Annotated in this window: 10 protein-coding genes; 3 read left to right on the top strand and 7 right to left on the bottom strand. The window is 69.4% G+C overall.

Features of this window, described 5'->3' with window-relative positions; genetic code table 11:
* Positions 1–32: 32 nt before the first annotated feature.
* From BN940_RS02370 to BN940_RS02360, 3 genes are read right to left on the bottom strand one after another with little or no spacing between them, the layout of a single operon-like run.
* Positions 33–1,013 carry a TRAP transporter substrate-binding protein gene (locus BN940_RS02370; RefSeq protein WP_043679726.1) on the bottom strand — a complete coding sequence of 327 codons (981 nt, stop codon included), beginning with the start codon at positions 1,011–1,013 and terminating at the stop codon, positions 33–35.
* A 40-nt stretch (positions 1,014–1,053) separates the two neighbouring features.
* Entirely contained in the window at positions 1,054–2,331 is a 1,278-nt protein-coding gene (locus BN940_RS02365) for a TRAP transporter large permease (RefSeq protein WP_043679723.1), read from the bottom strand.
* On the bottom strand, positions 2,328–2,882 hold the full coding sequence (locus tag BN940_RS02360) for a TRAP transporter small permease (RefSeq protein WP_158386221.1): 555 nt from the start codon (positions 2,880–2,882) through the stop codon (positions 2,328–2,330). The genes BN940_RS02365 and BN940_RS02360 overlap by 4 nt, the downstream gene beginning before the upstream one ends.
* 156 nt (positions 2,883–3,038) lie before the next feature.
* On the opposite strand from BN940_RS02360, the gene BN940_RS02355 reads away from it, so the two are divergent.
* Both BN940_RS02355 and BN940_RS02350 read left to right on the top strand, forming a co-directional pair.
* Positions 3,039–3,956 (top strand): LysR family transcriptional regulator, encoded by a 918-nt coding sequence (locus BN940_RS02355; RefSeq protein ID WP_043679720.1) that lies wholly within the window; start codon positions 3,039–3,041, stop codon positions 3,954–3,956.
* Positions 3,957–4,096: 140 nt separating this feature from the next.
* Complete coding sequence (locus BN940_RS02350) at positions 4,097–6,697, top strand: EAL domain-containing protein (protein WP_043679718.1); 2,601 nt, start codon at positions 4,097–4,099, stop codon at positions 6,695–6,697.
* Between the two features lie 12 nt (positions 6,698–6,709).
* Here BN940_RS02350 and BN940_RS02345 read toward each other — a convergent pair whose 3' ends face one another.
* Together BN940_RS02345 and glmS are read right to left on the bottom strand one after the other, a co-directional pair.
* Positions 6,710–8,101 (bottom strand): MFS transporter, encoded by a 1,392-nt coding sequence (locus tag BN940_RS02345; RefSeq protein WP_043679715.1) that lies wholly within the window; start codon positions 8,099–8,101, stop codon positions 6,710–6,712.
* A gap of 52 nt (positions 8,102–8,153) precedes the next feature.
* The gene (glmS, locus tag BN940_RS02340; RefSeq protein WP_043679712.1) at positions 8,154–9,986 is read right to left on the bottom strand and encodes a glutamine--fructose-6-phosphate transaminase (isomerizing); all 1,833 of its coding nucleotides are present in this window, start codon (positions 9,984–9,986) and stop codon (positions 8,154–8,156) included.
* A gap of 277 nt (positions 9,987–10,263) precedes the next feature.
* On the opposite strand from glmS, the gene BN940_RS02335 reads away from it, so the two are divergent.
* Positions 10,264–10,737 (top strand): Lrp/AsnC family transcriptional regulator, encoded by a 474-nt coding sequence (locus tag BN940_RS02335; protein ID WP_052355540.1) that lies wholly within the window; start codon positions 10,264–10,266, stop codon positions 10,735–10,737.
* A gap of 61 nt (positions 10,738–10,798) precedes the next feature.
* Here the strand turns inward: BN940_RS02335 and BN940_RS02330 are convergent, their stop codons facing one another.
* Both BN940_RS02330 and BN940_RS02325 read right to left on the bottom strand, forming a co-directional pair.
* The gene (locus tag BN940_RS02330; protein WP_043685573.1) at positions 10,799–11,824 is read right to left on the bottom strand and encodes a response regulator; all 1,026 of its coding nucleotides are present in this window, start codon (positions 11,822–11,824) and stop codon (positions 10,799–10,801) included.
* Positions 11,825–11,854: 30 nt separating this feature from the next.
* The gene (locus BN940_RS02325) at positions 11,855–14,848 is read right to left on the bottom strand and encodes an MHYT domain-containing protein (RefSeq protein WP_084330460.1); all 2,994 of its coding nucleotides are present in this window, start codon (positions 14,846–14,848) and stop codon (positions 11,855–11,857) included.
* Positions 14,849–14,850: the final 2 nt, after the last annotated feature.

The raw sequence follows: 14,850 nt of genomic DNA, 5'->3' as shown, positions 1-14,850 counted from the left end.
GCGGAGCGGCGGCCCCGCGCCCAGGGACGGGCTTACTTCAACTCGGCCTGGACCTGGTCGAACAGATCCTGGCCCACGCTGGGGATGAACATCTGCCACACCGGCTGCACCCGCGCGCGCATGCGGTCGTGCTCGGCATCGCTGACCTCGTTGATCTCCATGCCGTGCTTGGCCATGGTTTCCTTGGCGGACTGGGCCTGGGCGCGCGCGACCTGGCGCTGGTAGGTGCGGGCCTCGACGGCGGAATCCTTCAGGATCTGCTGCTGCTCGGGAGTGAGCTTGTCCCAGAAGGCCTTGGACACCAGCGGGATGAAGGCGCCGTAGCTGTGGCGCGTGATGGACAGGTATTTCTGCACTTCATAGAGCTTGAGCGCGGCGATCACGGCGTTGGGCGTGCCCTGGCCGTCGATGGTGCGCGTCTCCAGCGCGGTGTAGAGCTCGGGCACGGCCAGCGGCACCGGATTGGCGCCCAGGGCCTTGATGGTCTCCTGGGTGATCTTGGCCTGGATCGAACGGAACTTGAGGCCCTCGAAGTCCTCGGCCTTGGCGATCGGATGCTTGCTGTTGGTGGCGTTGAAGAAGCCGTTTTCCCAGTACGCCAGGCCCACCAGCCCGTGCGCGGGCAGGGTTTCCAGCAGCTTCTGGCCCACCGGGCCGTCCAGCACCTTCTCCGCCTGCTCGCTGTTCTTGAACAGGAAGGGGAAGTCCAGGATTTCGTAGGCCTTGACCATGCCCGTCAGGGTGGTGGTCTGGGGCACGGTGAACTCGATCGTGCCGCCCTGCAGGGCGGAGGTCACCTGCACGTCGTTGCCCAGCGCGCCGCTGTAGTAGGGCTTGATGTCGATCTCGCCGTGGCTCTTGGCCTTGACCAGTTCGACGAACTTGGCCACGCCCTGGCCCTGGTGGGATTTTTCCGGCAGGGTGACGGCGAATTTCGCGGTGACGGCCGCCCAGGCGGAGCCGGACAGCGTCGCGGCCAGCAGGCCGACGAGCAGGGTGGTGCGGATTTTCATGGGATGTCTCCTCGGGTGGAAGCGGATGGGGCGGCGGACGCTAGCGCCACCACTGGGCGGGCACGGTCACCAGTTCGGGGAACAGGATCAGGGCGATCAGCAGCGCGAGCAGGGCCAGCAGGAACGGCCCGATGCCGCGCGTGGCCTGCGCCATGGACACCTTGCCCACGGAGCTGACGACGTTGAGCACCACGCCCACGGGCGGCGTGATCATGCCGATCGAGCAGTTCATGATGAAGATCACGCCGAAATACACGGGGTCGATGTCGGCCGCCTGGATGATGGGCATGAACACCGGCGTGAAGATCAGCACGATGGGGATGAAGTCCAGCACCATCCCGGCGAAGAACACCACCACCATCATGGCGGCGACCAGCACCAGCGGGTGGTCCGACAGCGCGGTCAGCCAGCCGCCCACCTGGCCGGAGATGTCGGTGATGGTGATCATGTAGGACGCGACCATCGCCAGCGCGGCCAGCAGCAGCACCACGGAAGTCGTCTGCGCCGTGGACAGCAGGCACTCGTAGACCTTGCGCCAGCTGAGTTCCCGGTACACCACCAGGCCGACGAACAGCGCGTAGGCGGCCGCCACCACGGCGGACTCGGTCGGCGTGAAGATGCCGAAGCGCAGGCCGCCGATGATGATGACCGGCAGCATCAGCGCCCAGCCGCCCTGCCCCAGCAGGCGCAGGCGCTGCCCCCAGGACACCCGGGGCGTCAGCGCCACTTTCTGCCGCCGGGCGACGAACCACCAGGCCACGGTCAGGAACAGCCCCATCAGCACGCCGGGCACGATGCCGGCCAGGAACAGCCGGGTGATCGACACGTTGGCCACCACGCCGAAGATGAGGAAGCCGATCGACGGCGGGATGACCGGCGCGATGATGCCGCTGGCGGCCATCAGGCCGCAGGCGCGCGCCGGATCGTAGCCGGCCTGGCGCATCATGGGCACCAGGATGGCGGCGAGCGCGGCCGTGTCCGCCACCGCGGAGCCCGACAGGCTGGCCAGCAGGATGCCGGCGCAGATCGCCACGTAGCCCAGGCCGCCGCGCAGGTGGCCGACGAAGGCGCTGGCCATGTCCACGATGCGCCTGGACAGGCCGCCGGCGTTCATGAACTCGCCCGCCAGGATGAAGAACGGCACGGCCATCAGCACGAAATTGTCGGCGCCGGCGACGGCGTTCTGCACCACGATCTGGGCGTCGAACTGCCCGGTCAGCAGCATCAGCGCCACTCCGGCGAACATCAGGGCGAAGGCGATCGGCAGGCCCAGCGCGATCAGGCCCAGCAGCGAGCCGAGGAAGACGAGCGCGGTCATTTGCCGTCTCCCTTCGCGGCATCATCCTCGATCCGCTCGGCCAGGCCTTCGATGCGGTCGGCCAGGTTTTCGGTGAGGCCGTCGTCGATGCCGATCAGCGCCCGGCGGATGTTGTTGCACACCGGGAAGATCAGCGCCACCCCGAACACCAGCGCGGTGCCGTACAGCCAGGCGTAGGAAATGCCCAGGACCGGGTAGGTGTTACCCAGGTTGATCACGGTCTGGCGCCAGCCGCCGACGATGAAGATCGCGCAGCCGGCCAGGATCAGGGCGCCCGTGAAGACCACCAGCGCCCGGCGCGCGCGCGGCCCGACGGCCTGCTGCAGCGTGTCGAAGCCGATGTGGATGCGCCGCGCCGAGGCCAGCACCGCGCCCATGAAGATCAGCCAGACGAACAGCAGGCGCGACAGTTCCTCGGAAATGGCGATGCCGGAATTGAAGGCGTAGCGCAAGACGACGTTGCCGAAGACCAGGAGGCCCATGATCGCCAGGCAGGCGACGATCAGGATCTCGAAGCCGCGGATGATCAGGCGGGCGGCATCATTCATCATCGGCTTCATCCCGGTGGGAGAAAGGCATGGCGTGTCTCCTGTGCGGATGCGGCCACGGCGGCGCCGGCGCATCGCTTTTGCTTGTGATGCCCTATTAGACGCAGTTTCCAGCTATCATACAAACAGTTTTTATTCATCGATTCATAGAGAAATCCGATGGAAGTGACACTGCGCCAGTTGCGCGCCTTCACGGCGCTGGCCCGCACGGGGGGCTTCACCCGGGCGGCCGAATCCCTGCACATCACCCAGTCGGCCCTGAGCGGCCTGATCAAGGAACTGGAGACCCAGCTGGGCGTGCGCCTGGTGGACCGCAACACCCGCCGCATCCAGCTGTCGGAAGTCGGGCGCGAATTCCATTCCGTCGCCACCCGCATCCTGCGCGACCTGGACGGCGCGCTGGAAAACATCGACAACCTCAAGCGCCTGCGCCGCGGCATCGTGCGCATCGCCGCCCCCCAGCTGATGGCCAGCACCCTGATTCCGGAGGTCATCGCCAGCTTCCGCCGCGAGCACCCCGACATCCAGGTCCACCTGCTCGACTGCGCCGTCGAGAACGCCATCGCCCAGGCGGTGCGCGGCGAGGTGGACGTCAGCATCGGCCCCCACCGCGAAGGGCTGACCGACATGGCGGCCGATCCCCTGTTCGACCTGCCCTTCATGGCCGTGTTTCCGCCGGGCCACCCGCTGGAATCCCTGGAGCGCATCCGCTGGGCCGACCTGGTGCGCTATCCCCTGATCGCCCTGCAGGGCCAGTTCACGAACCGGCTGGCGCTGGACCTGTACCGGCAGGCCGAAAGCGAAATCCCCGCCATCCACCCCAGCCACGAGGTGGCCTTCATGAGCACCGCGCTCAGCATGGTGAGCGCCGGCCTGGGCGTGACGGCGGGGTTGCCCTACGCGCGGACCCTGGTGGACCTGTACGGCCTGCGCATGCGACCGCTGCAGGATCCGGTGATCCGCCGTCAGTTCTTCGTCTACAACCGCCTGCACGCCAGCCCGCCGCCGGCCACCCAGGCCTTCGTGCGGCATCTGCACGCGCACGTGGACGAACGGGACTGGGGGAATCCCGGGTAAACCGCGGTTTCGGCGGTGCAACCGCCCCGCCCCGCGCCATCCCGTCCGGCACGCCCCCTATAATCGAATCCAGATCGATCGGCATGGAATCCTCCGGACGGGCTCGCCCGGAGAATCCCCAGGGCCCATGGGAAACGCCGATGAAAGCCAGCTTCCGTTCCGTCAGCGCGCGCGCCTGCCTGTTCTTCCTCCTGGGATCGGCCTGCCTCGCGCCGCATCCGTCCCGGGCCACGACGCTGACGATCGGCGTCAGCGACATGGGCCCGCTGCTCTCGGCCGCGCCCAACGGGCAGCCGGACGGCGTCCTGGGCAACCTCCTGTCCGAGATCGCGCGCCGGGAAGGCTGGACGCTGAAGACCGAACTCTGCGAATGGCAGGACTGCCTGCGCAGGCTGCGCGAGGGCAAGCTCGACCTGCTGCCCGCGGTGTCCCTGACCTCCGACCGCGCGGCCTTCTTCGACTTCCACCAGACGCCGGTCCTGCAGACCTGGACCCGCATCTACGTGCGCAAGGGCGAGGACATCCACGCCATCCAGGACCTGAACGGGCTGCGGCTGGCCGCCCTGGCGGGATCGGTCGAATACGGCTACCTGGAAACCATGCTGCCCGGCCTCGGCGTCCGGCCCCGCCTGGTTCCCGTGGATTCGCTGATCCAGGGCTTCCAGCTCGCCCAGGCGGGCCGGGCCGACGCCGTCGCCTCCGATTTCTTCTACGGCAACGCCACGGCCGCGCAGTACGGCCTCGCGGCCACGCCCATCATCTTACTGCCGTCGGGCATCTATTACGCCGCGCCCAAGGGCCGCAACGCCGACGTCCTGCGGGCGATCGAGCGCCATCTGGGCGCCTGGAAGGCCGACTCCGATTCCGTCTACTACCGCATCCTGACCCGCTGGGACAATGCCAAAATGCGCCCGGCCGACGCGGCGGCGCAGCCCGGATACGGGCCGGAGGTCCTGGCCGCCGCCGTCCTCGCCGCGCTGGCCGCCCTGGCCTACGCCGCCTACGTCCGCTGCCGGGCCCGCCGCGAAGGACGGCGCCTGCGCACGGCCGGCCACCGCCTGGCCGTCGTGCTCGACCACATCGACGACCTCATCTGCATCGAGGACGGCGACCGGCGCTGCCGCTACGCCAACCGGCCGTTCCGCGAATTCTCCGGACTGCCCGCCGCCCCGCCGGCGGCGGCGCTCGACCCCCGCCAGGCCCCCGGCCCCGTGCGCGCCGACGGCATCGCGGCCGCCGATCTCGCGGCCCTGAAACGGGGCGAAACCCTCGTCGCCCAGGAACGGCGGCCCTCCGCCCGGACGGGCCGCGTGCATACCTTCCGCTCCGTCAAGATGCCGCTGTACGATCCGGCCGGCGCGACCGACATGTACTGCACGATCCTGACCGACATCACCGCCCGCATGCGGGCCGAGGAACTGGCGCGCCACAACGCCTTCCACGATCCCCTGACCGGCCTGCCCAACCGCATCCTGCTGCTGGACCGGCTGGAACGCACGCTGCTCGACGCGCGCCTCGAAGGCGGCTGCGGCGCCGTGCTGGTCCTGGACCTGGACGGCTTCAAGAAGCTCAACGACAGCCGCAGCCACGCCATCGGCGACCAGGTGCTGAAGGAAGTGGCGCGCCGCCTGATGGAGCACACGCTGGAGCAGGACACGGTCTCGCGCATCAGCGGCGACGAATTCATGGTGCTGCTCACGCGGCTGGACGCGGACCCGGACGCCGGCGCCCGCCAGGCGCTGAAGATCGCCGAACGGCTGCGGCGCGTCCTGGCCTCGACGCCGCTGGAGCCGGGCGAGCAGGCCTGCGTCTTCACCGCCAGCATCGGCCTGACCCTGCTGCACGCCGGCGGCGCGTCGGCCGGCGACGCCATCCGCGAGGCCGACCTGGCCATGCAGCGCGCTAAGCAGCTGGGCGGCAACCGGACCGTCTTCTACGACCACACGCTGCAGACCGAATTCGAGCAGCGCCTGTGGATGGAAAAGGACCTGACCCTGGCCCTGAACACGTCCCAGCTCGCCATGCACATCCAGCCGCAGTACGCGCGCGACGGCCGGGTCACGGGCGCGGAACTGCTGGCGCGCTGGACGCACCCCGAGCACGGCCCGGTCTCGCCCGGCCTGTTCGTGCCCCTGGCCGAGGAAAGCAGCCTCATCAACCACCTGACCTACTGGTCGCTGGACGTGGCCTGCCGCGCCTTGCTGAACCTGCAGGACCTGGACGAGATCTATCCGGTCTCCGTCAACATCAGCCCCAAGGTCCTGATGGACCCGGGCTTCGGCGAGGCCGTGCGCGGCCTGCTGAAACGCACCGGCGCGCCCGGCAACCGGATGATCTTCGAGATCACGGAAGGCGTCTGGATCCAGGACGTCGAGGCCACGGCGCGGCGCATGCGCGAGCTGAACCGCCTGGGCATCCGCTTTTCCATCGACGATTTCGGCACCGGCTACTCCAATCTGTCCTGCCTGATGCGGCTGCCCATCTTCGAGCTGAAGATCGACCAGAGCCTGATCCGCAACCTGCCCGACGACCCCGACAGCATCGCCATCGCCCGCCTGATCCTCGCCATGGCCGGACAGCTGGATTTCTGGGTCGTCGCCGAAGGCGTGGAAGACGAGCCCCAGGCCGCCTTCCTGGCGCAGCACGGCTGCGACGCGATGCAGGGCTACCTGCTGGCCCGCCCCATGCCGATCGACGCCTGGATCAGCATCGTGCGCCTGCGGCGCGGGCGGCTGAGATAGACGGATCGCGCCCTACCAGGCGCCCCGCTGTTCCGGGACGTACTTCACCAGAGCCAGCGCCAGCAGCCGGATGACGGCCAGGATCGCATAGACCCACGCCAGGATCTCGCCCGGATTGCTCTGATACGCCAGGAACGCCGCCACCATCGAGATCGTGGCGATGGAACCGGTCTGCAGCGACAAGGTGCGCAGCGCCGCCAGCATCGACGACGATTCGGGCGCCAGTTGCAGGCCGGCATTGCGCATGGCCGGATTGATGGTGCCGTTGCCCGCTCCGACCAGGAAGGCCGAGAACGCCAGCCAGGCATAGGGCGTGCCCGCCAGCGGTGGCAGCGCCAGCCCCACCAGCCCCACGATGCTGACGGCACTGCCCACGTAGAGCGGCAGGTGATAGCCGGTGCGGCGCAGCAGCGCCACCGCCGCCAGGGAACAGATCATGGCCGCGGCCCCCTGGGCCGTGAGCAGCGTGCCGGATCCCACGGCATCGATACCGTACTGGCTGGTGGCGTACAACGGCACCAGCGCCATGGCGCCCACCACGAAGCCGCTGAAGATCACGTTCACCAGATTCACGACGCCGAAGTGGCGGCCGTAGATCAGCCGGGGCGCGATGAAGGGGGCGGCCGTGCGGCGGATATGGCGAAGGAAGAACAGCAGCGAGAGCACCGCCACCAGCAGGAGCCCCAGGAACCCGAGCAGGCTGTCGCCGCCCTGGCGCTCGCCCAGAACGGTGGCCGCCAGCATGCCCGACAGCAGGCTCAGGCCCAGCAGCACGATCCCCGGCACGTCCATCTTGCGGCGGGTGCGGTCCTCGGACGGCGGATCGTGGGGAATGAAACGGAGGGCCAGGAAAAAAATGACCAGGCCGATGGGCACGTTCACATAGAACACGTCGCGCCAGGACGAATACGCGACGAAATACCCGCCAAAGACCGGGCCGATCATCGCGCCCACCGGGAAGATGCTGCCGAACAGGCTGACGTAGCGGTCGCGCGCGGCGCCGAAGTGCTCCACGATGATGCCGGTGGCCGTGGGGGTGAACCCGGCGCCGCCCGCGGCCTGGATGGCCCGCAGCACGATCAGCAGATAGATGTTGTCGGCCATGCCGCAGCCGAACGAGGCCAGCGTGAATGCCAGCGTGGAGGCCACGAAGACCTGGCGACGGCCGAACCGCTCGGCCAGCTTGCCGCTGATGGGCAGCATCAGCACGAAACCGAAGGAATAGGCCGTGATGGTCAGGCTCGCCAGGTTGATCGAGGTATGCAGCCCCTGCTGGATCGCGTGCAATGCCGTCGCCACGATGGTCGAATCGATCGACATCATGAGCAACGCCATGGCGATGATGGCGAAAACAGTCTTGCGGCGCACGGGCGCCGTGGCGGCACGAGCCACAGGGGCGGTCATATGAGCGCCGCCACGTGGCGGACGTGCGGGCGGGACACGATCATGCGGCCGCTCATTCCACCGTCACGCTCTTGGCCAGGTTGCGCGGCTTGTCCACGTCGGTGCCGCGCGCGCAGGCGGTGTGGTAGGCCAGCAGCTGCAGCGGCACGGTGTGCAGGATGGGCGAGAGCTTGCCGTAGTGCTCGGGCATGCGGATGACGTGCATGCCCTCGGCGCTGGCGATCTGGGAATCCGCGTCGGCGAAGACGTAGAGCTCGCCGCCGCGCGCGCGCACTTCCTGCATGTTGGACTTCAGCTTTTCCAGCAACTCGTCGTGCGGCGCGATGGTGATGACGGGCATGGCGTCGGTCACCAGGGCGAGCGGGCCGTGCTTGAGTTCGCCGGCGGGATAGGCCTCGGCGTGGATGTAGCTGATTTCCTTCAGCTTCAGCGCGCCTTCCAGGGCGATCGGATAGTGCATGCCGCGCCCCAGGAACAGGGCGTTTTCCTTGCTGGCGAAGCGTTCGGCCCAGGCGATGATCTGGGGCTCCAGCGCCAGCACGGCGGACACGGCGGCCGGCAGGTGGCGCAGGGACTTGATGGCCTGTTCCTCGGCGGCGGCGTCCAGCCGGCCGCGCGTCTGCGCCAGCGCCAGGGTCAGCAGGTACAGGGCGGTCAGCTGGGTGGTGAAGGCCTTGGTCGAGGCCACGCCGATCTCCACCCCCGCGCGGGTGATGAAGGCCAGCTTGCATTCGCGCACCATGGCGCTGGTGGCCACGTTGCAGATGGTCAGGGTCTGGTCCATGCCCAGGCTGCGCGCGTGCTTGAGCGCGGCCAGGGTGTCGGCGGTCTCGCCGGACTGGGAGATGGTGACCACCAGGGTGCGCGGGTCGGGCACGCTGGTGCGGTAGCGGTATTCGCTGGCGATCTCCACGTTGACGGGAATGCCGGCCACGGATTCGATCCAGTAGCGCGCCGTCAGGCCGGCGTAGTAGCTGGTGCCGCAGGCCAGGATCAGCACGCGGTCGATGGCCTGGAACGCGGCGTGCGCGCCGTCGCCGAACAGCTCCGGCATGATGGCGTCGATGTCCTGCAGGGTGTCGCCCACGGCGCGCGGCTGCTCGAAGATTTCCTTCTGCATGAAATGCCGGTAGGGGCCGAGCTCGGCCTCGCCGGTGTGGACCTGGACCGTGTGCACGGGCCGCTCCACAGGCCGGCCCTGGGCGTCCGCGACCCAGACGCGCGCGAGCTGCAGGTCCACCACGTCGCCGTCCTCCAGGTACATGATCTGGTCGGTGGTGCCGGCCAGCGCCAGCGCGTCGGAGGCGAGGTAGTTGCCGTCGGCGCCGCGGCCCACGACCAGCGGCGAGCCCTGGCGCGCGCCGACCACGCGGTGCGGTTCCTGGGCGCAGAACACGGCGATGGCGTAGGCGCCCTCCAGGCGGCGCACGGCCTGCTGCACGGCGGCGTACAGGTCGCCGTCGTACAGGTGGTCCACCAGGTGGGCGATGACCTCGGTGTCGGTCTGGCTCTGGAACACGTAGCCGGCGGCCTGCAGTTCCGTGCGCAGGGCGTCGTGGTTCTCGATGATGCCGTTGTGCACCAGCGCGATGCGCGGCGCGCCCTGGTCCGGGCCGGAGAAATGCGGGTGCGCGTTGTGCGTCAGCGGCGCGCCGTGGGTGGCCCAGCGGGTGTGGGCGATGCCGGTCAGGCCCTGGACGCCGTCCTGCGCGGCCTGGGCCGCGAGCTCCGCGACGCGCTGGGTGCTGCGCACCCGCTGCAGGCCGGTGCCCGTGTGCACGGCCACGCCGCAGGAGTCGTAGCCCCGGTATTCCAGGCGGCGCAGGCCTTCGAGCAGGACGGGAACGATGTTGTGCTGCGCCACGGCGCCGACGATGCCACACATGGGGGAATGCTCCTGGTACGGAAAGACGGTTCGGGAAGGCGGCCGGAAAAAGGATCCGGAAAGACGGGGCCGGCGGAACCCGGCCCGGCTTTGCGCTATTGTGGACCGGAGTGCCTGAAATAAGGTTTCTATTTGAGCATTCAAATGGAATATGATTTCATATAAGATCATCCATGAAATCGGATTTCATGAACTACATGGAAATGAATTGAATGGATCAAGCGGGGCCTCGCGTCCTGCATCCTGCTCACAGCTGTTGCGACCCGGAAACATCTTCATGCCCAAGCTCGAACTCGACGACCTGGACCGCCGCATCCTCGACATCCTGCAGCAGGACGGCGCCCTCGGCAACCAGGAACTGGCCGCGCGCGCGCACACCTCGCCGCCGACCTGCCTGCGGCGGGTGCGCCGCCTGACCCGGGCGGGCGTCATCCAGCGGCGGGTGGCCATCCTGGATCCGGCCCTGATGGGGACGGCCCTGACGGTCCTGATCGAAGTCACGCTGGACGCGCAGGCGGCCGCGCAGGCCGACGCCTTCGAGGCCCGGCTGCTGGCCGAGCCGGCCATCCAGCAGTGCTATCGCGTCAGCAGCGGGCCGGACTTCATGCTGGTCGCCCTGGTGGCGGACATGGCGGCCTACCAGGCCCTGGCGCTGCGCTGCCTGACGGGCGATCCGCGCGTGCGCAACGTGCGCAGCTTCTTCGCCACGCGGCGCAGCAAGTTCGACACCCGGATCCCGCTGGCCCCTTGAGGCATCCGGCTCCGTCTGCGGGCGCAGCGAACGGCGCGAGCCGGCCGGAGGCAACCCCCGATCAGCGGACCTGATCCACCTCGGGCGTGGCCGGCTCGTCCGCCCAGCGCGCGCGGAATTCCAGGATGTCCGGCAGGCAGCGCATGAACGCCTCGACCAACGCGGGATCGAAATGGCGGCCGCTTTCCTTGCGGATGTGGGCCACCGCGTCCTCGATGGACCAGGCCGGCTTGTAGGGGCGCACGCTGGTCAGGGCGTCGAACACGTCCACCAGCGCGACGATGCGCGCGGCCAGCGGAATGGCCTCGCCCGCCAGGCCGTCGGGATAGCCGCTGCCGTCCCATTTCTCGTGATGGCGCAGGGCGATCATGGCGGCCAGCCGCAGCAGGCTGGAGCGGTGCTCGCCGATGATGCGCGCGCCGATCACGGTGTGCTGGCGCATGATGGCCCATTCCGCCGCGTCCAGCCTGCCGGGCTTGAGCAGCACGGCGTCGGGGATGCCGATCTTGCCCACGTCGTGCATGGGCGCGGCGTTGAGCAGTTCGTCGGCCGCCTCGTCGCTGTAGCCCACCTCGCGCGCCAGGCGCCAGGCGTAATGGCTCATGCGCACGATGTGCAGGCCGGTCTCGTTGTCGCGGTATTCCGCCGCCGCGCCCAGGCAGCGGATGATCCGCAGGCGGGTTTCCAGGACTTCCTCGGCCTGCACCAGGGACAGGTGGGTGCGGACCCGGGCCTGCACCACCGGCGGGTTGAAGGGCTTGGTGATGTAGTCCACCGCGCCCAGTTCCAGCCCCTTGTGCTCGTCGGCCACCTGGCTGAGCGCGGTGACGAAGATCACCGGGATGGCGCGCGTGCCTTCGTCGCGCTTGAGGGCCTCGCAGACCTCGTAGCCCGACATGCCCGGCATCATGATGTCGAGCAGGATCAGGTCGGGCCGCTCCTTGCGCACCAGGGACAGCGCGGTGGGGCCGTCCTTGGCGAACAGCAGGCGGTACTGCGCCTGCAGGGTATGCCGCAGCACCTGGAGATTGGTCGATTCGTCGTCCACCAGCAGCAGGGTGCGGCGCGCATCCTTCTTGTCGTCCATGAAAGCGTCCATTCTCGATCGGGTCCGGGTTCAGTCCGGCTGCGCGGCGGGTTCGGCGGCCGGCGCGAGCGGCGTCTCCAGCAGCGCGCCGGCGCGCTCGAACTCGAAGGCGTCGATGGCCTCGCGCAGGGCCCGGGCCCGTGCATGGCCGCCGCGCGCTTCCAGGCCGGCGCAGACGACGCCCAGCACGGCGTCGTCCAGCTCGTTGCGCGCCAGCACGGCGCGCAGCGCCGCGGCGGCGGCCTCCAGACCGGCATCCGAGACCGGCGCCGCCGCCCCGCCCGCATCGGCGGCGCCCGCCGGCGCCGGGCCGCACGCGGCCGGCGCGGCCCCGGCGCAGGCATCCCGGCGGGCCGCCTTGGCTTCCTGGCGCGCGGCGTCCATCAGGGCGCGCAGATGCGGCAGGCGCATCAGCGCGTCGGCAAGGTGCCCCGCCCGGCCCTGCTCTTCCAGTTCGCCCGCCTGCTGCGAGACCGCCATCAGGGCGAGATTGCCCGCCGCGCCGCGCAGGCCGTGCAGGCTGAACAGCAGGGCCTCGGGATCGGCGTCCGCGCCCGGATCGGGCAGGGGGTACTTGCCCGGCGCCTCGTCCAGGAAGGCCAGGATCCGGTCGGCCAGCCGCGCCCGGTCGCCCCAGAGCGCCACGCCGCGGTCCCAGTCGATCGCCCGGGCCGCGGCGCGGCCGGCCGCGAGCGGATCGTCGGCGGCCTCGGGCCGGCCTTCCAGCACCCGCGCGATCTCCTCGTACAGCCGGGGAATGTCCAGCGGCTTGACGGCGAAGCCGCTCATGCCGGCCAGCCGCGCCTCGCGCCGGTCGTTGGCCATCACGCTGGCCGTCAGGGCGATGACCGGCGTGGCCGGCAGACCGTGAATGCGCTCGTGCTGGCGGATCAGGCGGGTGGCCTGCAGGCCGTCGATGACGGGCATGTGCACGTCCATCAGGACCACGTCGAAGCGGCCGGCCAGGAAGGCCTGCACGGCCTGCTCGCCGTCGCGCGCGGCCTCCACCTGGTGGCCGCCGGACTGCAGCACCAGCGTCAGCAGTTCCAGATTCTGCTCCACGTCGTCGGCGATCAGCACGCGCAGCGGCCGCAGCGGCGCGGCGCCGCCCGGGGACGGCGGCTCGTCGGGCGCGCAGCCCGGCGCCAGCGGCAGCCACACGTGGAAGGTGCTGCCCCGGCCGGGCTCGCTCTCGACTTCGATGCGCCCCTTCATGGCCTCCACCAGCTGGCGGGCGATCGTCGTGCCCAGCCCCGTGCCGCCGAAGCGGCGGCTGATCGAGGCGTCGGCCTGGGTGAAGGGATCGAAGATGGACTGGACCTGCGCGGGACTCATGCCGATGCCCGTGTCGCGCACCCGCACGTGCACCACCCCGCCTTCCAGGGAGAACAGCACGTCCACGCCGCCCGTCTCGGTGAACTTGATGGCGTTGCCCACCAGATTGGTCAGGACCTGCAGCAGGCGCAGGGTGTCGCCCTTGAAATGCTCGGGCATGTCGGCCGGATAGTGGGTCCTGAGATACAGACCGCGCGCCTGCGCGCCCAGCCGCAGCGAGGACTCGATCTGCATCGCCAGGCTCTTGAGCGAGAAATCGCGGTTTTCCAGCTCCAGCCGGCCGCTGTCCATCTTGGAGGTGTCCAGGATGTCGTTCAGCAGCCGCAGCAGGCTGCGCGAGGACTGGCGGATGGTGTTCAGGTGGCTGCGCTGGGCCGGCTGCAGGTCCGTCTGCAGCAGCAGGTCGGTGAAGCCGATGATGGAATTCATCGGCGTGCGGATCTCGTGGCTCATGTTGGCCAGGAAATGGCCCTTGGCGGCGGCGGCCTGCTCGGCGCGCTCGGCCGCCTCGCGCAGGGAGGCCTCCAGCGCCTGCTTGTCGCTGATGTCGGTCAGCATGCCGACGAACAGCATCTCCTGGGTGGGCAGCGACACGCGGCCGACGGCCAGGCGCACCGGCACCAGGCTGCCGTCCTTGCGCCGCCCGACGACCTCGCGGCCGATGCCGATGATGTGCGTCACCCCGGTCTCGCGGTAGCGCCGCAGGTAGCCGTCGTGCTCGGAATGGTAGGGCTCGGGCATCAGCATGTTGATGTTGCGCCCGACGACCTCCCCCGCCTGGTAGCCGAACAGGCGCTCGGCCGAATGGCTGAATTCCTGCACGATGCCATGGCCGTCGATGGTGATGATGGCGTCCACGGCCGTGTCCAGGATGGCCTGCAGGCGCGACTGGCTTTCGCCGACCTCGCGGTACAGCTCGCGGGTGCGGATGAGGCCGTTCAGCGACGTGACCAGCACCGCCACCGTCAGGCTGATCGACGCCAGCCCCAGCGACGCCCAGGTGGTGTCCAGCCAGATGCCGTGCGCGGCTCCGCCCACCTCGCCGTAGAAGCGCACGGCCGCCATGCCGGTGTAGTGCATCCCGGCGATCGCCACGCCCATGATCGCCCCGCTGATCAGGAACCGCGTCCGCCGCGCCAGCGAGGTGCGGCGCAGGCCGAAGCGGATCCACAGCGCCAGCACCGCCAGCGCCACCGCCACGACGATGGACAGGGCGAACAGCAGCGGGTCGTAGCGCATCTCCAGCGTGCTCTGCATGGCGGCCATGCCGATGTAGTGCATCGCGCCGATGCCGGCGCCCACCAACAGGCCGCCGGCGATCAGCGGCCAGCGCGCCGGCTGGCGCTGCGACAGCATCCACAGCGCCACCCACGAGGCCGCCAGGCCCGGCAGCAGGGACAGCAGGGTGATGTCCGTGCGGTAGACCATGGGGGCCGGCAGGTGGAACGCCATCATGCCGATGAAATGCATGGTCCAGATCCCGCCCCCCAGGGCGACGGCCCCGGTGCCGATGGCGACGTGGCGGTAGAAGCGGCTGCGGGTATGGCGGGCGATGTGCGCGGTCTGCAGCGCCATCAGGGACAGGAAGATCGGCACCGCGACCGACAGCAGGACCAGCCCGGGCTGCCAGGTGCCTTCGACCATGGGACCGGCCTCCGCGCCGGTGACGAAGAAATGGTCAAGCATCATGA

It is taken from the genome of Castellaniella defragrans 65Phen, assembly GCF_000612685.1.
GTDB lineage: Bacteria > Pseudomonadota > Gammaproteobacteria > Burkholderiales > Burkholderiaceae_B > Castellaniella > Castellaniella defragrans.
The sequence above is the reverse complement of the archived record's forward strand: the minus strand, read 5'-3'. Positions and strand labels throughout refer to the sequence as shown.